This window comes from Bradyrhizobium sp. Ken01 (assembly GCF_055807355.1).
Genome location: NZ_JBVVPC010000008.1, coordinates 91,077 through 114,264, shown reverse-complemented (window position 1 = coordinate 114,264; position 23,188 = coordinate 91,077). Strand labels below are relative to the sequence as shown.

Below are 23,188 nucleotides of genomic sequence, written 5' to 3'. Positions count from 1 at the left end.
CCAAGACGCGACATGCTTAACATTCCGCAAAAGAAGCGAAGGTAATCCGCTGCGTACGGAACCTATTCGGCGCCGGCTTCCGCCTGAAGCTTGCCCGCGACGGCGCGCACCTTGCGCGGCGCGGCTCGCCAGATCGAGAGCGCCGACAATCCGCTCACGATGATGGCAACGCCAAAGGCGAGCGTGTAGTCGCCGGCCCGATCGTAAAGCAAGCCGGTGACCCAGGGACCGGCGGCGCCACCGGCCAATGCTGCCAGCATGATCGTGCCGAAAATGCTGCCCTGGTGCTTGCCCTGAAAAATCTCGAACACCACCGCGCCCATGATCGAGGTCAGGCCGTAGCCGAGCGCGCCTTGCGTGAACACCATGAGGTAGACCAGCCACAATGACGGCTGGAATTTCAGAGCCATCAGCGCCGCGAAAGAGATCGCAAAACCGGCGCAGCTGATCGCCCACACCCATTCCCGCCCGATCCGGTCGGAGACATGGCCGAGCAGTATCTGGCCGGGAATGCCGAGCAGGCTGACGATGCCGAGTGCCCACACCGCGACACCCGGGCTGAAGCCGATGTCGAGCAGGAATTTGGTCTGGTGCACCTGCACCGCGTACCAGATGTAGAGGCCGCAGAAATAGCCGAGCGCGATCCACCAGAACCGCGTCGTGGCGACAGCGGTTCGGAGCGTCCATTCGGTCCGGGCCCAGACGGGATCGACGATGTTGGAGGCCGGTTTTGCGGCGCCCGCGGCCGGCGCGGCATCGCCGTCAGGCCGCAGACCGATATCCTCGGGGCGCCTATGCAGGAACAGATTGATCGGCGCCAGCACGATCAGGATCATCAGGCCCATCGCGGTGCAGGCGGTGCGCCAGCCGGTCCCTTCGATCATGTGCTGCACCCACGGCAGCAGCGTCACCGACCCGATGCCGACCCCGGCGAAGGCGATGCCGATGGCGAGGCCGCGCGTGCGGATGAACCAGTTCGGCAGGAACAGCGACTGGCCGGAATAGCCGAGGCACACCGACCCGGCGCCGACCATGACGCCGATGGTGACATAGAGATGCCAGGGCTGGCTCGTAAGCGGCGCGAGCAGCAGTCCGCCTCCCATCAGAACGACACCGAGCTCCATCACCGCACGCGGGCCGGCGCGGTCCATCAGCCGGCCGATCAGCGGGCTGACCATGCCCGATACGACGAAGCCGAAGGAAAAGGCGCCCGCGGTGACGCCGCGCTCCCAGCCGAATTCGGAGATGATGGGAGGAAAGAACAGTGAGAAGGCGGTGCGCGCGTTGACGCCGATGGCCATGGTGACGAAGGTCACCGCGACCACGACCCAGCCGTAGAAGAACGGAAGCCGCATTGTGTGTTTCATCCCTGGACGGTCCTTCCGACCATCCGGGACAGCCCGGGTCAAGCGTTTTTCGCGCATGACCGTTGAGCGAGAGCGCGATGGATTCGAGAGCGGTTTCCCGTGGCCCATCCTTCGAGGCGCGCGCTCAGGCCGCGTCGCGTTGGGATGGTTTGACGGGCACGTCGAACAGGATCCGTTCGATCGGGTGCGGGCGGCCGAACAGATAGCCTTGCGCAAAATTGACGCCGAGCGCCGTCAGCCGCTCGTACTCCTCGCGGGTCTCGACGCCTTCGGCGGTGACCGACATGTCCAGCCCGCGCGCCAGCGTCACGATCGAGGAGATGATGGCGGAGCTGCGCGGCTGATGCGTGAGGTTGCGGATGAACGACTTGTCGATCTTGATCTTGTCGAACGGGAACGCGGTCAGATAGCTGAGCGACGAATAGCCGGTGCCGAAATCGTCGAGCGCGAGCGCGATGCCGATGCTCTTCAGCCGCTCCATGAAGGCGTGGTTCTCGACGCCACGTTCCAGCAGCACGGATTCCGTGATCTCGATCTCCAGCCGCTGCGGCGGCAACCCGGAATCGGCGAGCGCCGCGCTGATCATCTCGAACAGCTCGGCCTCCTTGAACTGGATCGGCGACAGGTTGACGGCGACCGCGCGGTCGGTGGGCCAGCCGGCCGCGTCCGCGCAGGCGCGTCGCAGCACGAACTCGCCGAGCGGCACGATCAGCCCGGTCTCCTCCGCAAGTGCGATGAACTGGTCCGGTGCAATCAAGCCGCGCGTCGGATGCCTCCAGCGCACCAAAGCCTCGAAGCCGCGCCGCGCGCCGCTGAGGGCGTCGACGAACGGCTGGTAGTGCACCTCGAGCTGGCACCGCGCGATGGCGTCGCGCAGATCGCCTTCCAGCGTGCTGCGCGCCTCGAGCTCGGCCGACATCGCCTTGTCGTAGATGGTGAAGCAGTTGCGGCCCGACGATTTGGAGCGGTAGAGCGCCAGGTCGGCCTTCTTCAGCAGCTGCTCCTGGTCGCTGCCGTGATCGGGCGCGATCGCAATGCCGATGCTGGTGCCGATCTCGACGCGGTGTCCGGGAAGAAGGAACGGCTCGGCCACGAGCTTGGCGATCCGTCCCGCCAGTTCGGTCGGGCAGACGCGTTGATCCTCGCAAGCTTCCTGGATGATGGCGAATTCGTCGCCGCCGAGCCGGGCCAGCACGTCGCTTTCGCGCAAAGCGGATTTCAGCCGCTGGGCGACCTGACGCAGCAGCGCATCGCCGGCACCGTGACCGAGCGAGTCGTTGACGTTCTTGAAGCGGTCGAGGTCGAGCATCAGGATCGAGAAGGTCGGACCGCCGTCCTTCAAACGGCCATTGAGCTCGTCGAGCCGGGCGAGGAAGAAGGCGCGGTTCGGCAATCCGGTCAGGATGTCGGTCTGGGCGAGTTCGAGCACCCGCCGGTTCGCCAGCGACAGCCGCTGCGAATTGCGGCTTGCGAGCATGAGATAGGTCGAAAGCGACAGCGTCAGCAGCATGCCGACGATCAGCACCGCGCCCGCGCGATCGTAAGTCGTCTCCAGCGGACCGCCGGCAGCCGGAACCGCCCGCACCTGCCAATCCATGTCGCCGATCTTGAGATTGCCCGACCAGTGCAGGGCCCGTGCGACGTCCCGCATCGACTGCGGCGCCGTGGCGGCCGACGAATAATCCGGCAGCATGTCCTCCAAACCGACGATCTGCCCCGTAAACGGCGGATAGACGTTGACGCTGACCGCGGGGCTTGCCCCGGTCGTCACGCGAATGGACTGGATCAGCAGCGGCAGGTCGAAGACGCCGACGACGAAGCCGGCGAGATTGCGGCGCCGGTCCACCACCGTGTCGCGCGACGTTCCCTTGGCGTAGACCGGAATGGCGACGAGGACGTCTGGCAGCCGGCCGCCCGCCTTCGGCTCGAAGAGGCGGGTGCGAATGGTCGAGACCCGGTCGGTGTCGCGTGCGCGCTCGAGGACCGCGCGGCGCTCCGGAATGGTCGCGTAGTCCATGCCGTAGACCGGAGACGTCTTCGGCTGGGTCGAGTAGAGCACCGGAAAATATTCGTCGCTCTGCGGCGCGGTCGCGAACGCATCGCCCTGGAGCGACTTGATGCGATAGCCGGACACGCCGTCCGTGATCGCTGCGGCCTCGTATTCTGCGCGCTCCTTGCGGTTCACGCGCGGCACCCAGGAGATGCGCAGCATGCCGGGGTGGCGCTCGAACAGGCGGGTGCTGAAGGTCTCGAATTCGCTGCGGGTGATCTCCTGGTTGGTCGATTCGAACAGCGTGCGCAGCGCGACGAGCCTGGAGATGTACTCGCCCATGCCGTTCTGCATGACGATCACTTCGGTCTCGGCCGCGTTCTCGAACTCGATCTTGTTGACGCGGCCTTCCCATCGCGCCACGGCGGCCGCAGCCACGACCGAAAACAGAAGACCGATTCCGACCGCGACGAGCGCAGGGCGATAGAGCCCGAGCAGCGGCGCAGCACGCCACCATCCGGTCATACGTCCCCGATCCTGATCGTTCTGATCCCGACCGCCCATTGCAGAAATCGCCGTCCCCTCTCCCGGCCAACCGAACCTCTGGTTGAGCCGCCGGAGCCACTATCGGAACAGGACCGCGGTTAAGAACTGCACAATTTCGGAACCCGGCTTTTCCGCATTAGCCGGCTTAGTTAATGAAGTGCAGGATGATCCGGACTTTGTCGAAGCAAGTTGCCGGTTTCCCCGGAGTAGTACGGAGCCGTCGATACATCGCCGATTCATCCCGCGGCGATAGCTTTTCCGAAGCTACTCACCGCACCCGGCAAGACTTTTCCTGATGTATCGATCTCGATCTGCCACATGCATCGTCATGACGGTCGCCCTCCTGGCGGCAATCATGCTGCCGGCGAAAGCCGACGAGATCGGCGTCAGCGAGGATGCGATCCTGTTCGGCCAGGCCGCAGCACTCGAAGGTCCCTCCTCCGCACTCGGACAGCGGATGCGGCAGGGCATCGTCGCGGCCTTCACCGAGATCAACGCCAAGGGCGGTGTCCACGGCCGCAACCTCCAGCTCATCAGCCGCGACGACGGCTACGATCCCGACCGCTCGGTAGCGCAGACGCTGCGGCTGATCGAGGACGACAAGGTGTTCGCACTGATCGGTGCGGTGGGCACACCGACCGCGGTGGCGACGATACCGATCACCAGCGCCAGGAACGTGCCCTTCATCGGTCCGTTCAGCGGCGCCGAATTCTTGCGCGACCTCGAGCTTGCGAACGTGGTCAACATCCGTGCGAGCTATGGCGCCGAGGCCGAGGCATGGATCAAGCACCTCACGGAGGATCGCCATTTCACCCGCATCGCCATCTTCTACCAGGACGATTCCTTCGGGCGCGACGGTCTTTCCGGCGTGAAGCGCGCGCTTGCCAAACGCGGTCTCGAGCTCGCAGCCGAAGGCACCTTCGAGCGCAACACCCGCGCCGTCGCGTCAGCCTGGCGCACGATCAAGCGCGTCGAACCCGAGGCGATCGTCATGGTCGGGACCTACGGTCCCTGTGCTGAGTTCATCAAGCTCGCGCACCGCAGCGGCGCCAATCCGACTTTCGTCAACATCTCCTTCGTCGGCGCCAATGCGCTCGCCAATGAGCTCGGCCCCGAGGGCGAAGGCGTCGTCGTCTCGCAGGTCGTGCCGCTTCCCTGGGATCGCTCGCTCAAGCTCGTCGCTGACTATCAGGCCGCGCAAACCGCGTTCGACCCAACGCTGACGCCGAATTTCGTGTCGCTCGAAGGCTACATCGCCGGCCGTCTCGCGGCCGCGGCGCTGGAACAAGCCGGGCCGCAACCGACGCGCGCGAACCTGCTGCGCGCCATCAACGATGTCGGCCGTTTCGACATCAGCGGCAGCATCGTCACCGTCGGCATGCGCATGCTCGACGCGCCACCGAAGGTGTTTCTGACGGTGATCCAGAAGGACGGGACGTTCAAAGCGGTGGACCGGCTGTAGCGTCGATCAGGGACGCCGCGTCCAGCGGTCGGCGTTCACGGCACCTTGCGGCGCTTCGCCTCTCACGATCGCTTCGACCTGGCGCACGGTTTCCAGCGACTGATATTCGATCGCCTGCGGCGTCAGTCCGCCGACATGGGGTGTGGCGATGACGTTGGGACACTTCGCAAGCTCCGGGCTCGGCATCTGGTCGGGCGCGCGGCCGACATCCATCGCGGCACCCGCGATGCGATTCGCGAGCAACGCCTTCGCCAGCGCCGCTTCGTCGACGAGGTTGCCGCGCGAGAGATTGATGAATACGGCATGCCTTTGCATGCCCGCCAGCGCCGCCTCGCCTATCAGATTCTCGGTCTGCTCGTTGGCGATGGCAAGGCAGACGACATAGTCCGAATCGGCGAGGAGCTCGTCGAGGCTGACCTGCCGGATGGCGCTGTCGCTCACGGTCGCAAAGGGATCTGCGACCAGCACCTCCATGCGCATCACCTTGGCGATCTCGGCGAGATAGCGCCCGATGCTGCCATAGCCAATGATGCCGATCTTGCTGCCGGCGAGCTGACGGCCCATCCGCGCCTCCGGCTTGCGGCCGGCCTGGTAGTCGGCCGTCGCCCGGGATACGCCGCGGGAGAGATCGACCATGAAGCCGAGCGCGAGCTCGGCGACCGCTTGCACGAAGCCGGGCCCGGCGCGGGTCACGAGCACGCCGGCGTTCGAGGCGGCCTCGACATCGACGTTGCGGATGTCGACGGCGCAGCGGACGAAGGCGCGCAGGCGCGGCAGTTGCGCAAAGATCTCGCCGCGCCCCTCGGTCATGCGATCGGCCACGATGATGTCGACATCTTTGGCAGCGCGCACGAGGCTGTCTGAGACCAGCGTCTCATCGCTCTCGTGCAGGACCACCTCGGCGGCCGCGCGCAAACCGCTCAGGCTGCGATCACCGTAGTAATTGCGGCGCATCTCCGGCGTGTGGGCCAGCAGGACTTTCACGGCAACACTCCCTCAATAGCCGAACGCGCGCGGCAATGCCGTGCTGAGCCATGGCACGAACGCGATCACCAGCAGGCAAAGGAACAGCAGGCCGAGATAGCCCATGATCGGCTTCACCGTCTGCTCGATCGGCACGTTGCCGATCAGGCAGGCGCCGTAGAGCCCGAGCCCGAGCGGCGGCGCGAACAGGCCGATGCCCATGGCGATCACGAGCACGACGCCGAAATGCAGGGGATCGATACCGAGCTGCACGGCCACCGGCAGCAGCAGCGGCCCGAAGATGATCAGCGCGGCCGCGCCCTCCAGCACCGAGCCCATCACGATCAGCACGCCGATCGCGAGCAGGATGAACAGCCAGGTGCCAGAGGTCTTGGACAATCCCAGCATGAAATCGCCGACCGCATGCGGCACCTGCTGCAGGGTCAGCGTGAAAGCCAGCGATTGCGCCGCCGCGACGATGAACAGCACGAGCCCCGCGCGCGTCGCCCCCTGCACAAAACTGTGCGCGGCCGATGTGAAGCTGAGCTCGCGAAACACGACACTGCCGACGACGAGCGCATAGGCCACGGCAAAGGCCGAGATTTCCGTCGCGGTGGCAAAGCCGCTCTTGAAGCCGAAGAAGATCATGAAGATCAGGCCGAACGAGGCGATCGCGCCGCTCCACAGGCCCGACACCGGCATCTGCGGCGCCATGTCCTCGGCATCAACCGGAGTCTCAGTTGGAGTCTCAGTTGGAGTCTTGCCGAAGATGATGGAGACGGCGATCAAGGCCAGCGCCATCAGCGCCGCCGGCAACAGCCCTGCGACGAACAGGCCGCCGATCGACAAATTCGCGACGAAGCCCAGGATGATCAAATTGATGCAGGGCGGAATGGTCTCCGCCATCACTGCGGAGGCTGCGAGCAGCGCCACGGCGCCGCCCGGGTTCTGCCTGGAGCGGCGTGCGGCCGGAATCAGCACGGAGCCGACAGCGGCGACATCGGCCATCTTCGAGCCGGAGATGCCGGAGAACAGCACCATAGAGGCCACCATCACGACGTTGAGGCCGCCGCGCATGCGCCCGACCCCGCGCTGCAACAGCTCGATCAGCCGCACCGACATGCCGTTGGCTTCCATGAGGTAGCCGACGAGAATGAAGAACGGGATCGCGAGCAGCACGAAATTGTCGATGCCGCGCGCCATCTGCTGGGCGAAGATCACGCCGGGCAGTGCGCCCTCGACCCAGATGAAGATCAGCGCGGCCAGCGCCAGCGCAAAGCCGATCGGCAACCCGCCGACCAACGTCGCGAAGAAACCGATCAGCATAAGCGTTCCCGCCGACGGCACCGTGGCGGGCGACAGATAATCCCAGGCGAGATAGAGGCCGGTCACGACGGCAATCGCGATGAGGCCTCTGACGATGTCAGGGAGCGGCCTGGCGCAGAGCTGGTCGATCGCGAACACCGTCATCAACAGCGCGCCGGCGCCCATCGGGTAGAAGGTCAGCTCCAGCGGCAGGCCCGACCCGGTGGTCTGGCCCGCCGTCAGCGAACCGAGCTTGATGGAATTGTAGGCGACGTAGCCCGAGATCAGCACCACCAGCAGCGCACTTGCGGCATCGACCAGCGCGCGCAACCGTACCGGAGCCAGGTCGCGGAAGAAGGAGACGCCGACATTCTCGCCGCGCGCGAGCGCACTCGCCGCGCCGAAGAAGGCCGAGCCGACCATCAGTCCGCGTGCGACGTCGTCGGACCACTCCACCGGCGCGTTGAAGCAGAAGCGCAGCAGCACGGAACCGCAGACGACGAGGAGATCCGCGGCCAGCAAAATGGCCGCGATCGCGTCGCTGACGCGAAGCAGCAGGGCGATACTCCCGTGGCGGCCGCCCGAGAGAGGTACGGCAGCTGTCATTGCCACGTCAGGCCTGCGTGGCGCGGATGATGTCGATGACGGCCTTGGAGTCCGGCCGCGCCTTGATGAAGTTCTCGATCTGCGGCGCGACGCGCTTCTTGAACGCCTCGCGGTCGCATTCGGCCACCGTCACGCCCTTTTCGGTCAAAGCCGACAACGCCTCCTTCTCGACCGCGAGCCCGTGGGTGCGCGTGTCGGCCGCAGCCTTCTTCGCGGCATCCAGGAAACCCTCGCGCAGCTTCGGATCCATGCGATTGTAGGTCGTGTCGCTGAAATAGATCGCGAGCGGCGAGAAATTGTGCTGCGTCAGTGAATAGAATTTCGCCGTTTCGAAGAACTTGCTCGCCAGGATGGTCGGCGGATCGTGCTCCAGCCCGTCCAGCACGCCGGCCTGCAATGCCGTGTAGATTTCGCCGAAAGCCAGCGGCGTCGCGGCGGCGCCCATCAGGCGCAGGCATTCCGTGATGACGGGATTGGGCAAGGTGCGGATCTTGAGACCGGCGAGATCTTCCGGCGTCTTCACGGGCTTCCTCGCAAGTACGCTGCGTGAGCCGAAATTATAGGCCCAGGCGATGATGCGGATGTTGCTGCCCTTGAGCAGCGCGTCCTCGATCGGCTTGGCGGCGCCGGCGTCGAACGCCTTGGTCTGCTGCGGAAAGCTCGAGAACAGAAAGCCGAGGTCGTAGGTGCCGACCAGCGGCACCAGATTGGCCGAGATCGACGAGCCCGATACCATGAGGTCGATGACGCCGAGCTTCACCGAGTTGATGACGTCGATTTCCTGACCCAATTGGTTGTCGGGAAAGAACGCGACCTCGACCTGCTCACCGAGGCCGTTCGCCTTCAGGTTCTTCACGAGATTGTCGTAATAGACGCGGCCGTTGGCGAATTTGGGATCGTTCGGCAGCGAGGAGGAGCATTTCAGCTTCAAGGTCGCGGCTTCGGCGCGGCCGATGAGTGCGGGGGAAAACACGAGGCCGGCGGCAAGTCCCGTCGACGACTTGATGAACGCGCGACGGTTCACGGGCACGATGGACATAATGCGGTTTCTCCCCAATTATTATTTTTCGAGCTACGGTCGTTGCCGCAGCCCGTTGCGCGGACTGTATGGCCAAAGCGGCGGCGCAGGCAAGGCTTGCGGCCAGCCGCCGCAAAGCGGCGCGTCGCGAAGATCGACGGCATCCGCGCGCGGCGAAACAGCCATGTTTTTTGCGGGATTCTCGATCAGATCGGCATGGACCCGATGTGCGAGAAGATGCTTTCGCGCAGCATTGGGCATCAATCTAATTGGCGCATGGATCAATGCGCAATTCACATGGATGGAGCCAGAACGATGCCGCACTGGCTCTGACAGACCTCCTGCCCCATTTTGCCGCAGCTCAACCGTGATCCAGTGCACAGACAGACGCATGGCGGCCACCTAAAAAAGGTGACATCATCGCGCGCATTGCCGATGGAGGTGACACCATGCGCCGTCCAGTTCTTCGCAATTTGTTTCTTGCATCCGGTCTTCTCGCGCTCACGCAATTGACGATTCCGACGGAGGCCGCGGCCGAAGCACGGCTCGCACTCGTGATCGGTCAATCGGCCTATCGCACCGTGCCGGAACTGCCCAACGCAGCCAACGACGCCAAGGGCATGACGGAGCTGCTCGGCAATGCCGGCTTCACCGTCACCACGGCATCCAATCTGGCGCAGAACGACATGCGTCAGGCGATCTCGGATTTCGCCGGCAAGGTCAGCGCCAGCGGCGCCGACACCGTCGCGCTGGTGTTCTATGCCGGCCACGGCCTGCAGATCGACGGCGAAAACTATCTCGTTCCCGTCGATCTCGACCCCAAGCGCGAAGCCGACATTCCGCTGCAGGGCGTACGGCTCAACGATTTGCTCAACACGCTCGGCGCGCTGCCGACACGAGCCCGCATCTTCATGCTCGATGCCTGCCGCAACAATCCGTTCCCGGCGCTCAGTGGCGCCGGACACGGGCTTGCGATCGTCGACACCAAGGCCGGCGCGCCGGGCTCCTTCATTTCCTATTCGACCTCGCCGGGCTCCGAAGCCGAGGATGGCTCCGGCATCGACAGTCCCTACACCACCGCGGCGCTGACCGTCGCCAAGCAGCCCAATCTGCCGATCGAAGAAGTGTTCAAGCGCATTCGCGTCGCCGTGGCGCAATCGACCGACGGACGCCAGATCCCCTGGGAAAGCTCGTCGCTGACGACCGACTTCAAGTTCTTCGGCGGCGACAGCAGCGGCAGTCAGGCTGCGCTTCCTGGCGCATCCTCCATGGCACTTGCGAGCGGCACGCGCAGCCTCGAGGACTGGCGCAAGGACTTGCAGGGCAAGCCGGCCATGGTCGCCTATGAGATGGTGATCACCGACGACACCGTGCCGGCTTATCAGGCCTATATCGAGTTGTATGCTCAGGACACCCGTACGCCGCGGCTGCGCACGATTGTGGAGCGCCGGCGCCAGATGCTGGCGTGGGAGCGCGCCACCGCGATCAACACCCGCGCCTCGTTCGAGGCTTATCTGGCCAACTGGGACAACAGCGATCTGGCCGCGACCGCACGCAGGCTGTTGCTCCGCGTACAGAACCGCAACTACGTCTTGCCTGCTGTGGTCGCGGCCGCTCCTGCCCCGGTCGCCGTCGCAATGGCCCCGACCTGCCCGTGCTCGACGCCCTCGACACCGGCAACGCCGATCAACCCGGCGGTCGCTCCCGTGATCAAGAAGCGCGTCGACGACACGCCGCCGAAGCGCAAGGTCGTCGACACGCCCCCCAGGCAACGCCGGCCGCCGCCTGATGAGGTGATCTACGAGCGCGCGCCGCCGCCGGATCGCGGCCCGCCGCCCGGCGCCATCATGCAAGGCATCGGAATAGGTGTCGGAATCGGCATGGGTATGGGCGGCGGCCGCGGCGGCGACTATCACAACGACCGCGGCCGTTACTGAGACGACCTCTCGCAGTACGGAGGACAAATCTGTCCTCCGTCATTGCGGGCCGTCGGGTCCGCGCGAAGCGCGCCCCGATGACAGGCTCCGCGAAACAATCCAGAGTCTTTCCGCGGAGGGATCCTGGATTGCTTCCGCCTTCGCTAAAGCTTCGGCGGACAAGTCGCTGCGCTCGCAATGACGACGGATGGAGATAAACTGCGTCTGCTGCTTCCCGATACGGAAATGCTGTAGTCTAACCGACTGACGCCAGGCTTTCCGGGGACTCCACATCGATGCCGCACGACGCTCACGCCAAGCCAGCTTGGCCGCTGTTTCGCTCACTCGCGTCCTATTCGCTGCCGGGCGATTTGATGGCTGGGCTGACGCTGGCCGCGATCGCGATTCCCGAGCAGATGGCCACGGCACGGCTCGGCGGCTTCGCGCCGCAGATCGGCTTCTTCGCCTTCATGGCGGGCTCGCTCGGCTTTGCCATGCTCGGCGGCAACCGCTTCCTGTCCTGCGGCGCCGATTCCACGATCACGCCGATTTTCGCCGGCGGACTGGCGGCGCTGGCCGCCGCCGGCTCGCCTGAGTATCAGGGCCTCGCGATCGCGCTGGCGCTGATGGTCGGTGCGATGATGCTGGCCGGCGGCGCCTTCCGCCTCGGCGGCATCGCCAATCTCTTGTCCGTGCCCGTCATGGTCGGCTTCCTCGCCGGCATCTCCGTCCACATCATCGTCTCGCAATTGCCGGGCGTGCTGGGTCTGGACTCGCCGAACGGGCCGACGCTCGATCGCATCGGCGTGCTCGCAAGCGAGCTCGGCCGCACCAATCCCTTCACGCTGTGCATCGGCTTCGGTGTGCTGGCCGTGGTCTTCCTGGCCGAGAAGATCAGCGCAAAAATTCCGGGCGCGCTGATCGGGCTCGTCGCCGCGACCCTGGCCACGATCGTGCTCGGCCTCGAGAGCAAGGGCGTCAATGTCGTAGGCGCCGTGCCGGGGACGCTGCCGCGGCCGACCTTCCCCGAGCTTGCACCGGAGCAATGGGTCCGCCTCGTGCCGCTCGCCTTTGTCATCACGGTCGTGGTGATGGTGCAGACCGCGGCGACGACGCGCTCGTTCCCGTCCGATCCCGACAAGCCGGCCGATGTCGATCGCGATTTTCTCGGCGCGGGCGCCGGCAGCGTGCTGTCGGGCCTGTTCGGCGCGTTTCCAGTCAATGCCAGCCCGCCGCGGACGGGCATTGTCGCCGAGACCGGGGGACAATCGCAGCTCGCGGGCCTTGCGGCCGCTGCCATCGTGCTGGCGCTGCTCGCGTTTGGAACGGGATTGCTGCAGCACGTTCCGGACGCGGCCCTCGGCGGCATCCTGCTGTTCGTCGCGTTGCGCATCATCCGCGTGAAGCAGATCGCCACGATCTATCGCCAATCCCCAAGCGAATTCCTTCTGATCGCCGCCACCGCCGCGCTGATCATCGTGCTGCCGATCCAGCAAGGCGCGTTCCTCGGCATCGTGCTGTCGCTGCTGCACGGCATCTGGAGCACGACGCGCGCGCGGCTGGTCGAGTTCGAGCGCGTGCCGGGCACCACGATCTGGTGGCCGGCGCATCCCCACATCGCCGGCGAGCGCATCGCCGGTGTCGCCGTGATCGGGCTGCAGGCGCCGCTGTCGTTCCTCAACGCGCCCGGCTTTCGCAGCGACGTGACCAAGGTGCTCGGCGCAACGCCGCCGCAGCTGCTGGTGCTGGAGGCGAGCGGCATGGTCGAGATCGACTTCACTGCCGCGCAGATCCTGCTCGACGTCTTCAGGGCTTGCAGTGAACAGGGCGTCACGGTCGCGCTGGCCCGGCTGGAATCGGTGCGTGCGCAGGACGCATTCGAGCGGTTCAGGCTGTTCGAGGCCCTGCCCCGGGAGAACGTCTTCCACAGTGTCGACGAGGCCGTGCGCAAGCTGGCGAAATAGGAACAGCTTTGGTTCGCGCAGGTCGAGCCGCGAACTCGCTGTAACCTCTCCCGCTTGCGGGAGAGGTCGGCGCGGAGCGCCGGGTGAGGGCTTTGTCCCCTTGGGGATTGTCCCGTTGCGGAGACACCCTCTCCCCGACCCTCCCCGCAAGCGGGGGTGGGAGCGCACCGCTCACTGCGCCAATGTCGGATGATCCCGCTGCACCGTTTCGCGGATCCAGCTGGCATGGATCGCGCGAAACAGGATTTGCGCCGTCTTGAGGTCGTTCGCTGTCATGCAGAGATCGACGATGCGACGCACTGCGTCGTCGCGCATCAGCCCATCCGAGATCTTCATCGCGATTTCCATCGCGACTTTCGCCGCGCGCTCGTAGCGCTCGCTGTCGCGCTTGTCGTGGCGCGCGGACCCTGCCGCGCTCGCCGCAGCGGCGTCACAGATCGCGCGGATACGCTCGGCAGCCTCGATGTCGCCGAGCGGCCGTTCGATCGCTTCGTCCCAGATGTCCCGGCGCGTCTTGCGGGCGAACCACTGCATTGCCTGCTCCGTGGTGAGGGAGCGAGCATAAACGGCGGTGAGCCTGCGCGCTACGCCTCCGGAACGATCTTGCCGGGATTGAAGATGTTCTGCGGATCGAGCGCCTTCTTCAGTGCCCGCATCGCGTCGATCGCCTCGGGGCCGAGCTCCGCCTTGAGATATTTCTGCTTGCCCTGGCCGATGCCGTGCTCGCCGGTGCAGGTGCCGTCCATCGCCTGCGCGCGCTCGACCAGCCGATGCATGAACTCTTCGCCGCGCGCCATCTCGTCGGCATCGTTGGTGTCGCAGACCAGCGAACAGTGGAAATTGCCGTCACCGACATGGCCGACGATCGGCGACAACAGGTTGAGACGCTTGAGATCTTCCTCGGTCTCGCCGACGCATTCGGCAAGCCGCGAAATCGGCACGCAGACGTCGGTCGCGACCACACCGATGCTGTCGCCCGGCCGCAGCGCCTTCACCGACCAATAGGCGTCGTGCCGTGCCTGCCACAATTTTGTGCGATCCTCCGGCTTGGTGGTCCAGGAGAAATCGCCGCCGCCACAGTCCTTTGCGATCTCGCCGAAAGCCTTGGACTGTTCGCCGACCTCGATCTCGCTGCCGTGGAATTCCATCAGCAGCAGCGGCGTTTCCGGCAGCGTCAACTTCGAATAGGCGTTGCAGGCCCGCACCTGCGCGGCGTTGAGCAGCTCGATGCGCGCCACGGGAATGCCGGTCTGGATCGCCAGGATCACGGCCTGACACGCCCCGTGCACGGTCTCGAACGACACCGCACCGGCCGCGATCGTATCGGGGATGCCGCGCAGGCGGATGGTCAGTTCCGAGATGATGCCGAGCGTGCCCTCGGCGCCGACGAACAGATGCGTCAGGTCGTAGCCGGCGGATGATTTCTTCGCACGCGTGCCGGTCGTGATGATCTCGCCGTCGCCGCGGACCACTTTCAGCGCCAGCACACTGTCGCGCATGGTGCCGTAGCGCACCGCGTTGGTGCCGGAGGCGCGGGTCGAGGCCATGCCGCCGAGGGAAGCGTCCGCGCCGGGGTCGATCGGGAAGAACAGGCCTTGGTCGCGCAGATGCTCGTTGAGCGCCTTGCGGGTGACGCCGGGCTGGATCACGCAGTCGAGGTCCTCGGCATGCACCGCGAGCACCTTGTTCATGTCGCGCAGGTCGATGCAGATGCCGCCGGCGGGTGCGTTGACCTGGCCCTCTAGCGAGGTGCCGGTGCCGAAGGCGATGACGGGCACGCCGTTTTTCGCGCAGATCCGCACCACGTCCTGGATGTCGGCGGTCTCCTGCGCCATCACCACGCCGTCCGGCGGCTGGTTCACGATCCATGTGGTGGTATGGCCGTGCTGCTCGCGGACGGCCTGCGAGGTAATGAGGCGGTTGCCGAACCGCGCGGCAAGCTGCTCCAGCGCGCTCGCGAGGGCTTTCGGCGCCGGCCGCGGCGGATTATTGGTGATGGTCGTACCCACGGACGTTCCTCCCGACGAGACGAACCGTGGCAAAGGACATCTCACCGGTCAAGTCAAGCGACCGGACGCATAGCTGGGGAAGGACACATGCCGCAGACTGCTGCCACAACGATCGAGGGCGCACCGTTCCGCGCGTCGATCATGCAGATCGAGCCGCAATGGATCGACTACAACGGCCACCTCAACATGGCCTATTACAACGTGATGTTCGACCGCGCGATCGACCAGATGTGGCTGACGCTCGGGATCGGTCCGGGCTACATGAAGGAGCGCGGCGGTTCGACCTTCACTGCCGAATGCCACGTGCGGTATTTGCGCGAAATCCACCTCGGCGATCCCGTGCAGGTCTCGGTCTGGCTGCTGGAAGCCGACGACAAGCGGCTGCACACATTCCAGGAGCTGCGACACGCCACCGAGGGCTGGTTGTCTGCGACCTCCGAAAACATGTCGCTTCACATCAACATGGGCTCACGAAAGGTGGCGGCCTTTCCAGCGGACATCCGTGAGCGCATTGCGGCGGTGGTCAAGGCTCATAGCGGCGTGCCGCGACCCGAGGGCATCGGCCGGAACGTGGCGATGCCCTCGAAGCGGTAGTGCATGATCCGGAAAAGTGCGAAGCGGTTTCCGGCAAGATCATGCACCAAATCAGACCGCGCTAAACCCTGGTACGGCCGCGGGCCAGACCGACAACGGCCGAGACCAGGAACAACACGACCGCGATGAAGAAGATGATCTTGGCGATTTCGATCGACGCGCCGGCGAGGCCGCCAAAGCCCAGAATACCGGCGATCAGGGCGATAACCAGAAACGTAACTACCCAGCTAAGCATGATCCGAACCTCTGTTTCGATGTCTCTCTGCGATCGGCGCGGCTGACGCGCCTCACTTGCAGAACCAATCGCCGACTCGGAACAATGGTTCCGGGCCGCTGGGGCCGGAAATTCGCCTGACCCGCAGGAACAAATTGGCTTTCCGCGCACGTGGAAAACCCCCGTCCGCGGCCCCATATAGGGACCAATCCCTGTTAAGAAGGCTCCCCTTTCACCACCCCGCGGTGCCAACGTGGGGCAAATGATTCGCATGACCGAGCCGAGCAAGATCACGTCCCAGAGTGTCCCCGACCACCAGCCCGCAGCCGGCGGCATTGCCGCGCGTGCGCGCGCCTCGGTGGGCCCGCAATACCTGTCCGGGCTCAATCCGGAGCAGCGCGAGGCGGTGGAGACACTGGACGGCCCGGTTCTGGTGCTGGCCGGCGCCGGCACCGGCAAGACCCGCGTGCTGACCACGCGCATCGCCCATATCCTGAGCCAGGGCCGCGCCCGCCCCTCCGAAATCCTGTCAGTGACCTTCACCAACAAGGCCGCGCGGGAGATGAAGCACCGGCTCGGCCAGATGCTCGGCCATGCGGTCGAAGGCATGCCGTGGCTCGGCACCTTCCACTCCATCGGCGGGCGTATCCTGCGCACCCACGCCGAGCTGGCGCAGCTCAAGTCGAACTTCACCGTGCTCGACGTCGACGATCAGGTGCGGCTGTTGAAGCAGCTCCTGCAAGCCGACAACATCGACGACAAGCGCTGGCCCGCGCGCATGCTCGCCGGCCTGATTGACGGCTGGAAGAACCGCGGCCTGACGCCGTCGCAGGTGCCGTCAGGCGAAGCGGCCGTCTTCGCCAACGGCAAGGGCGGCAAGCTCTATGCGAGCTACCAGGAGCGGCTGAAGATTTTGAACGCCGCCGATTTCGGCGATCTGCTGCTCGAGGACATCCGCATCTTCCGCGAGCACCCGGATATCTTGCGGCAGTACCAGCAGCGCTTCAAATTCATCCTGGTCGACGAGTATCAAGACACCAACGTCGCGCAGTATCTGTGGCTGCGGCTGCTCTCGCAGGCGCCATCGTCCAATCCGTCATTGCCCGGCTTGCCCCGGCAAGCCATCGAGTCTCCGCCGAGTGATGCCGAGAATGACGATGAGGCGCCGCCTCCGGCGCAAGAAAAAACACACGTCAAGAACATCTGCTGCGTCGGCGACGACGACCAGTCGATCTATGGCTGGCGCGGCGCGGAGGTCGACAACATCCTGCGCTTCGACCATGATTTCCCCGGCGCCAAGGTCATCCGCCTCGAGCGCAACTACCGCTCGACCGGCCACATCCTCGCCGCCGCCTCGCACCTGATCGCCCATAACGAGGGCCGGCTCGGCAAGACGCTGCGCACCGAAGACCATGACGGCGAGAAGGTCACGGTGACGGGCTCGTGGGATTCGGAAGAGGAAGCCCGCGGCATCGGCGAGGAGATCGAGCAGATCCAGCGTCAGGGCGACAAGCTCAACGAGATCGCGATTCTCGTGCGCGCCTCCTACCAGATGCGCGAGTTCGAAGACCGCTTCGTCACGCTCGGCCTGCCCTATCGCGTCATCGGCGGCCCGCGCTTCTACGAGCGCGCCGAAATCCGCGATGCGCTGGCTTATCTGCGCGTCATCAATTCACCGGCCGACGACCTCGCCTTCGAGCGCATCGTCAACACGCCCAAGCGCGGCTTGGGCGATGCCACCGTGCAGATGCTGCACGACCACGCCCGCAAGCGCCGCATTCCGCTGTTCGAGGCGGCGCGCGCGGTGGTCGAGACCGACGAGCTGAAGCCGAAGGCCCGCGGCTCCTTGCGCGACGTCGTCGCCCAGTTCGACCGCTGGCGCGCCCAGCGCGAGGTCACGTCGCACACGGAGCTCGCCCAGATCGTGCTCGACGAGAGCGGCTACACCGAGATGTGGCAGAAGGACCGCTCGGCGGACGCCGCGGGCCGGCTCGAGAACCTCAAGGAGCTGGTGCGCTCGATGGAGGAGTTCGAGAACCTGCAAGGGTTTTTGGAGCACATCTCGCTGGTGATGGACCGCGACAGCGGCGCCGATGAGGACGCGGTGTCGCTGATGACGCTGCATTCGGCCAAGGGTCTGGAGTTCGACAACGTGTTCCTGCCCGGCTGGGAAGAAGGCCTGTTTCCGAGCCAACGGACGCTGGACGAACAGGGCCGCGCCGGACTTGAGGAAGAGCGCCGGCTCGGCCATGTCGGCCTGACCCGCGCCCGCCGCCGCGCCAAGATCTATTTTGCCACCAACCGGCGGATCCATGGCACCTGGTCGACCACGATCCCGTCGCGCTTCCTCGACGAACTGCCGGCGGCCAATGTCGAGATCACGGAATCCAAGGGCGGCTCCGCCTGGGGCGGCACCGGCGGCTACGGCGCCTCCCGCTTCGACGACATGGAAGCGTTCGGCTCCACCTATTCGACCCCGGGCTGGCAGCGCGCCCAGGCCAATCGCAATCGTGGCGGCGGCGGGGGCGGCAATGGCGGCCGCGGCAGCTTCGAGGAACAGGCCTCGTCGTTTTCGTCCCAGTCGTCCTCGCCCGATTTCGGCAGCTTCTCCTCGCGCCGCCGCGGGCCCCTGACGATCGAGGGCGAGCTGGTGGCCAAATCCACCGGCACGACCTCGGAATTCTCGCTCTCCGACCGCGTTTTCCACCAGAAATTTGGCTACGGCCGCGTCACCAGGATCGACGGCAACAAGCTCACCATCGCCTTCGACAAGGCCGGCGAGAAGAAGGTCGTGGACAGCTTTGTGCAGCGGGCGTGAGGCCCGCATGCCGCACTACATCGCCATCATCCAGGACGCCGGCCCCGACGAAGCCGTCGGCGTGTGGTTTCCCGACCTGCCCGGCTGCATTTCCGGCGGCGACGACGTCGATGAGGCCCTGGAGAATGCGCCCGAGGCACTCGCGTTCTATGCACAGGAACTGGTCGCGGACGGCCGCCAGCTTCCCCCGCCGCGGACATTGGACGAGCTCAAGGCCGACCCTGATGTGGCCGACGAGCTCGGGAAGCACACAGTCGCCCTGATCGAATGGCCGCCCCTCACTGAGGCCACGGAGTGAGGACTGTTCGCCGCACTGGTCGGACTCTCGACACTTCTCGCCCGAACAGCCCTTGACCACCGCGAACTTCCCCGTATCAGATGCGGCCATGGTCCGGGGCTCCATCACACTGATCTTGCTGGCATTGGGTATGCCGTCGCTTGCAGCGGCGGAGACCATGAGCTTTGGCGACTCGATCGGGATGCTGGCGAAAAGTTGCGGTGCGGAAATCGTCGCGAATTGCCGCGGCGTCAACCCGGATTCGACCCGCCTGAAGGAGTGCCTGTCGCGCAACCGCGACGTGCTCTCCCAGCAGTGCCAGAGCGACTATCTCGGCGCCTTCGATGCCATCCAGAAGCGTGTCGCGGCCCGCGTCACGGTGGCGAACGCCTGCCAGCGCGAGATCGTCAAGGTCTGCGGCGGCTCGACCAAGGAGACCAGCAAGGCGGTCCCCTGCCTGGTCTCGACGCCCAAGGGCATCAGCAACAACTGCCTGAAGGCCGTCGACGACGCGGGGTATCGGTGATGCCAGCGAACAGGCTTTCCAACGCCGGAATATGCATCGCGCTCGGCCTCGCTTTGCTCGCGGGCACAGCCGAAGCGCAGACGGCGCCGCCGACCCGCGATGACATTGTCGGCAAGCTCAACCATTTCGAACAGCCCGCGGAGATCGATCTTCCCGCGCTGAAGCTGCAGGTGATGGAGCGGGCCAAGGCCAGGATCAAGAACGATCCGGGTCCGGTGAACCGGCCGCTGATCGCGCCTGATCTGGTCAATCTGCCGACCTTCACCGCGCAGATCCAGTTCGACGCCGACACGCCGATCATCCAGCCGGCGTCGTACCAGACCGTCGGGCGCCTCGCTGACGCGCTGGTGCATGCCTCGCTGCTGCCCTACACGTTCCTGATCGTCGGTCATGTCGAATCCAACGCGAAGACGCGCGAGGCCAACGCCATCCTGAGCCAGCGCCGGGCGGACGCGATTCGCGACGTGCTGGTGAACACGTTCAAAATCTCGACCAAGCGGCTGCATCCGATCGGCCTCGGCGAGGAGCAGTTTCTCGACCGGGCCAAGCCAAGCTCGGCCGTCAACGGCCAGTTGCAAATCCTGACCTACGCCAAGGTACCGGAGGAAGCGCCTGCGCATCCGGCTGCGACACCTGCGCCTGCGGCGAAAAAGCCCGCCAAGAAGCACTGAGCGGACGGCCCACGGCGCCTGACGGAACCCTTTGAAGTCGTGATCGTTTTGTGACCTGTCTCACAGCGCGACAGCGCGGCTTCGCGCGACAATCGCACCGGTTTGTGCACCGCCCTATCAGGTGCTATAGGCTTTTTTCGCCCTCCCCGACCCCATGCTGCACGAGACCGAGATGGCCAGTTATTTTCAACACCAACTGGCCGACTACGTCGAATATCATCGCGATCCCTGGAACTGCGCGATGCACGTGGTCGGCATCCTCCTGCTCTTCACCGGCGCCGTGCTGCCGCTGACGCTGGTGCATTTCCCGCTGTTCGGGATCGAGGTCACCCTGGCCGTAATTCTTGCCCTGCCGGTGCTGGTCTACTGGCTGATGCTGGACGCCGGGATCGGGGTCGGCATCCTCGCCGCGATGATCGTGCTGCTTTTGGTCGCAACCGCGATCGGCAATCAGGTCTCGATCGTCATGATGTGGTCGATTTTTGCGGTGCTGATCGGACTTGGCGTCGCTGCGCAGATCGTCGGCCACAAGGTTTTCGAGGAACGGCAGCCGTCGATGGTCGACCACCCCACGCATTTTCTGCTTGGACCGATGTTTGTCATGGCAAAATTATTCATTGCATTGGGCTTCCGTCGCGACCTTGCCGCGATTCTGGCGCCTGCTCCGACCAATTCCCTTTCAACCCGATAGTTCTAGACGCGAAACAGCAAACCTACTGCATGGCTCTCGTACTGGTTACCGGTGGCAGCGGCTTCATCGGACATCATCTTGTAGAAGCGCTCCGCGCCCGTGGGCAGCGGGTGCGTGTTCTCGATGTCCGTGCGCCGGCCACGCCGTATGCCGACGTTGAATATGCCCAAGGGTCGGTGCTCGACGGCGCCGCGGTCGATGCCGCGATTGCTGGGGTCGATCAGGTCTATCACCTCGCGGGCCTGCCCGGCATGTGGGTCGCCGACAAGCAGGCCTTTCACGACGTCAATTGCCGCGGCACCGAGATCGTGCTCGCGGCCGCGATGAAGCGCGGGGTCTCGCGCTTCCTGCATTGCTCGACGGAATCGATCCTGTTCCCCTATTCCGACCTCAACGGTGTGCCCGCCGAAGAGGCGCTGCAGCCGGCCGAGGCGATGCCGGGCGCCTACACGCGGTCGAAATCGCTGGCGGAGCATTGCGCCGCGAAGGCCGCGGCCGCGGGCTTCCCGCTGGTGATCGGCACCCCGACCATGCCGATCGGTGCGGCCGACCATAATCTGACGCCGCCGACCGCGATGCTGTGGTACTTCCTGCAGAAGAAAGTGCAGCCGCATCTCGACTTCCCGGTCAATCTCGTCGACGTCCGCGACGTCGCCACGGGCCTCGTGCTGACCATGGAGCGCGGGCGTAACGGCCAGCGCTACATCCTCGGCGGCGACTGCGTCAGGCTCGGCCAGATTCTGCGGATGATGTCCGCCATGAGCGGCCGCCGGCAATTCCCGGTCGTCGTTCCCGGCAAGATGGCCGAGCTGTCCGGCATCATGCTCGAATATCTCTCCGATCGTATCACGCGCCGGCCGCCCAACGGCACCGCCGAGGGCGTGCGCATCGCGCTCGCCGCTAGCGACCTCTCGATCGGCAAGGCGCGCACCGAGCTCGGCTACGCGCCGCGCCCGATCGAGCCGGTCCTGCGCGAAACCATCACCCATCTTCTCGCCCGCGGCGGCGCGCTTGCCTCCGGCGCCATCGAGCATCACGCGCTCTCCTCGCGCGCCAGCTGAGCTGCCGCCCAACCCAAAGAACCTTTCCGCATGTCCTTCGATTTCAGCAAGCTTCTCTCTGTCGCCTGGGGTGGTTGGACCACGACTTGGCCAACGCAACTGCTCGCCCTGATCTGGCTTGCCTGGCTCGCAAGCTGGGTCGGCGCCTCGTTCTGGCAGGGCCGCACCCAGAAGCAGGTGATGACGCTGGAGTCCGGCCGCTATCGCATCCCGATCCTGGTCGGCGGCATCCTGTTCACGCCGTGGACCGCCGAAGTGCTCGGCGAGAAGCCGCTCTGGGTGTTCAGCAATACAGCTGTCTACGTCGTGGCGCTGATCGTGCTGGCCGGCATCTCCTTCACCTGGTGGGGACGGCTGCATCTCGGACAATTCTGGTCCAACACCATCACTCACAAGCAAGACCACCGCGTCATCGACACCGGCCCGTACGGCATCGTGCGTCATCCGATCTACACCGGCCTGATCCTCGGCATGCTGGTGACCGGCATCGCGGTCGGCACGGTGACGGCGATGCTCGGCGCCATCCTGATCTCGCTCGGCATGTGGCAGAAGGGTCGGATGGAAGAAGTGTTCCTGTCCAAGGAGCTCGGCGAAGACGCCTACGGCGCCTATTGCCGCCGCGTGCCCATGATCATCCCGTTCCTATCGCCACGCTGAGAGCGGGTATCGCTTCACGCTGTCATCGCAAGCTTAGCGCGGCTGCACCTCCGGAGTCGTCCTGGCGAAAGCCAGGACCCATTACCCCAGGGAGCGGTTTGGCGAGGATTGCCCGGAACCCGAGGCCGCACGCAATCGATGGATTCCGCGGTATGGGTCCTGGCTTTCGCCAGGACGACGTTGAGGAAGCTGTGTGCGCAACACACCTGCTTCCAGGAACCCCTGCTGCCTGCGCCCGTTAGCCTCGATACCTGCCACACACCGCAGAGCATCGAGCCATGTCCGACGCATACGATTATTTTCGCGAGCACGCGATCGCCGCCGTCCGCAAGGCGCGGGCGCTGCCGCCCGGGCGGCCGAAGCAGAAGCAGCGCACGGTGGCGCGAGTCTATCATCTGCTGTCCCGGGAGGCGGCGCTTGCGCCGAACATCCATCACCTCGATGATTTTCGCGCGGCGCGCCGGGCGGAGCGGCAGATCGGCCGCTGATCTCCGGCACACCCCGTCGGCATTCGTCCCATGCAAAATCGAACG

At 65.3% G+C, this 23,188-nt stretch carries 21 protein-coding genes; 12 read left to right on the top strand and 9 right to left on the bottom strand.

Features of this window, described 5'->3' with window-relative positions:
* Positions 1-62 precede the first annotated feature (62 nt).
* Positions 63-1,355, bottom strand: coding sequence for an MFS transporter (locus AC0L3S_RS11035; protein ID WP_473279138.1), 1,293 nt, complete (start codon positions 1,353-1,355; stop codon positions 63-65).
* A 136-nt stretch (positions 1,356-1,491) separates the two neighbouring features.
* Complete coding sequence (locus tag AC0L3S_RS11030) at positions 1,492-3,882, bottom strand: bifunctional diguanylate cyclase/phosphodiesterase (RefSeq protein ID WP_473279062.1); 2,391 nt, start codon at positions 3,880-3,882, stop codon at positions 1,492-1,494.
* A gap of 316 nt (positions 3,883-4,198) precedes the next feature.
* Between AC0L3S_RS11030 and AC0L3S_RS11025 the strand changes: the two genes are divergently transcribed.
* Positions 4,199-5,365 (top strand): ABC transporter substrate-binding protein, encoded by a 1,167-nt coding sequence (locus AC0L3S_RS11025; RefSeq protein ID WP_473279061.1) that lies wholly within the window; start codon positions 4,199-4,201, stop codon positions 5,363-5,365.
* Between the two features lie 6 nt (positions 5,366-5,371).
* On the opposite strand, the gene AC0L3S_RS11020 is transcribed toward AC0L3S_RS11025, so the two are convergent.
* Genes AC0L3S_RS11020 through AC0L3S_RS11005 form a run of 4 tightly spaced genes read right to left on the bottom strand, consistent with a single transcriptional unit; the run spans position 5,372 to position 9,650 of the window.
* The gene (locus AC0L3S_RS11020; RefSeq protein WP_473279060.1) at positions 5,372-6,349 is read right to left on the bottom strand and encodes an NAD(P)-dependent oxidoreductase; all 978 of its coding nucleotides are present in this window, start codon (positions 6,347-6,349) and stop codon (positions 5,372-5,374) included.
* A gap of 12 nt (positions 6,350-6,361) precedes the next feature.
* Complete coding sequence (locus AC0L3S_RS11015; protein WP_473279059.1) at positions 6,362-8,239, bottom strand: TRAP transporter large permease; 1,878 nt, start codon at positions 8,237-8,239, stop codon at positions 6,362-6,364.
* A 7-nt stretch (positions 8,240-8,246) separates the two neighbouring features.
* Entirely contained in the window at positions 8,247-9,278 is a 1,032-nt protein-coding gene (locus AC0L3S_RS11010) for a TRAP transporter substrate-binding protein (RefSeq protein WP_473260621.1), read from the bottom strand.
* Between the two features lie 33 nt (positions 9,279-9,311).
* Positions 9,312-9,650 carry a hypothetical protein gene (locus AC0L3S_RS11005; RefSeq protein ID WP_473279058.1) on the bottom strand — a complete coding sequence of 113 codons (339 nt, stop codon included), beginning with the start codon at positions 9,648-9,650 and terminating at the stop codon, positions 9,312-9,314.
* Positions 9,651-9,706: 56 nt separating this feature from the next.
* On the opposite strand from AC0L3S_RS11005, the gene AC0L3S_RS11000 reads away from it, so the two are divergent.
* Both AC0L3S_RS11000 and AC0L3S_RS10995 read left to right on the top strand, forming a co-directional pair.
* A complete protein-coding gene (locus AC0L3S_RS11000; protein ID WP_473260626.1) occupies positions 9,707-11,194 on the top strand; it encodes a caspase family protein in 1,488 nt (495 codons plus the stop codon).
* 275 nt (positions 11,195-11,469) lie between these two features.
* Entirely contained in the window at positions 11,470-13,137 is a 1,668-nt protein-coding gene (locus AC0L3S_RS10995; protein WP_473279057.1) for a SulP family inorganic anion transporter, read from the top strand.
* A 171-nt stretch (positions 13,138-13,308) separates the two neighbouring features.
* On the opposite strand, the gene AC0L3S_RS10990 is transcribed toward AC0L3S_RS10995, so the two are convergent.
* Together AC0L3S_RS10990 and AC0L3S_RS10985 are read right to left on the bottom strand one after the other, a co-directional pair.
* A complete protein-coding gene (locus tag AC0L3S_RS10990; RefSeq protein ID WP_473279056.1) occupies positions 13,309-13,671 on the bottom strand; it encodes a hypothetical protein in 363 nt (120 codons plus the stop codon).
* A 50-nt stretch (positions 13,672-13,721) separates the two neighbouring features.
* Positions 13,722-15,146: an FAD-binding oxidoreductase gene (locus tag AC0L3S_RS10985; RefSeq protein WP_063995261.1), complete on the bottom strand. Its 1,425-nt coding sequence runs from the start codon at positions 15,144-15,146 to the stop codon at positions 13,722-13,724.
* A gap of 87 nt (positions 15,147-15,233) precedes the next feature.
* Between AC0L3S_RS10985 and AC0L3S_RS10980 the strand changes: the two genes are divergently transcribed.
* Positions 15,234-15,740, top strand: a complete 507-nt coding sequence (locus AC0L3S_RS10980) for a thioesterase family protein (protein WP_473279054.1) — start codon at positions 15,234-15,236, stop codon at positions 15,738-15,740.
* 61 nt (positions 15,741-15,801) lie between these two features.
* On the opposite strand, the gene AC0L3S_RS10975 is transcribed toward AC0L3S_RS10980, so the two are convergent.
* Complete coding sequence (locus tag AC0L3S_RS10975; protein WP_007613448.1) at positions 15,802-15,975, bottom strand: DUF1328 domain-containing protein; 174 nt, start codon at positions 15,973-15,975, stop codon at positions 15,802-15,804.
* A 241-nt stretch (positions 15,976-16,216) separates the two neighbouring features.
* On the opposite strand from AC0L3S_RS10975, the gene AC0L3S_RS10970 reads away from it, so the two are divergent.
* From AC0L3S_RS10970 to AC0L3S_RS10935, 8 genes are all read left to right on the top strand, one after another.
* On the top strand, positions 16,217-18,772 hold the full coding sequence (locus AC0L3S_RS10970) for an ATP-dependent helicase (protein ID WP_473279053.1): 2,556 nt from the start codon (positions 16,217-16,219) through the stop codon (positions 18,770-18,772).
* A gap of 7 nt (positions 18,773-18,779) precedes the next feature.
* Positions 18,780-19,070 (top strand): type II toxin-antitoxin system HicB family antitoxin, encoded by a 291-nt coding sequence (locus AC0L3S_RS10965; RefSeq protein WP_473279052.1) that lies wholly within the window; start codon positions 18,780-18,782, stop codon positions 19,068-19,070.
* A gap of 88 nt (positions 19,071-19,158) precedes the next feature.
* Complete coding sequence (locus tag AC0L3S_RS10960) at positions 19,159-19,575, top strand: hypothetical protein (RefSeq protein WP_473260640.1); 417 nt, start codon at positions 19,159-19,161, stop codon at positions 19,573-19,575.
* Positions 19,575-20,246, top strand: coding sequence for an OmpA family protein (locus AC0L3S_RS10955; protein ID WP_473279051.1), 672 nt, complete (start codon positions 19,575-19,577; stop codon positions 20,244-20,246). The genes AC0L3S_RS10960 and AC0L3S_RS10955 overlap by 1 nt, the downstream gene beginning before the upstream one ends.
* A 154-nt stretch (positions 20,247-20,400) precedes the next feature.
* Positions 20,401-20,937 carry an Mpo1 family 2-hydroxy fatty acid dioxygenase gene (locus AC0L3S_RS10950; RefSeq protein WP_473260644.1) on the top strand — a complete coding sequence of 179 codons (537 nt, stop codon included), beginning with the start codon at positions 20,401-20,403 and terminating at the stop codon, positions 20,935-20,937.
* A gap of 29 nt (positions 20,938-20,966) precedes the next feature.
* Positions 20,967-21,998, top strand: coding sequence for an NAD-dependent epimerase/dehydratase family protein (locus AC0L3S_RS10945; RefSeq protein WP_473279050.1), 1,032 nt, complete (start codon positions 20,967-20,969; stop codon positions 21,996-21,998).
* Positions 21,999-22,028: 30 nt separating this feature from the next.
* Positions 22,029-22,655: a methyltransferase family protein gene (locus AC0L3S_RS10940; RefSeq protein WP_007600907.1), complete on the top strand. Its 627-nt coding sequence runs from the start codon at positions 22,029-22,031 to the stop codon at positions 22,653-22,655.
* 278 nt (positions 22,656-22,933) lie between these two features.
* Positions 22,934-23,143, top strand: coding sequence for a hypothetical protein (locus tag AC0L3S_RS10935; protein WP_007613466.1), 210 nt, complete (start codon positions 22,934-22,936; stop codon positions 23,141-23,143).
* The last annotated feature ends 45 nt before the right edge of the window (positions 23,144-23,188 follow it).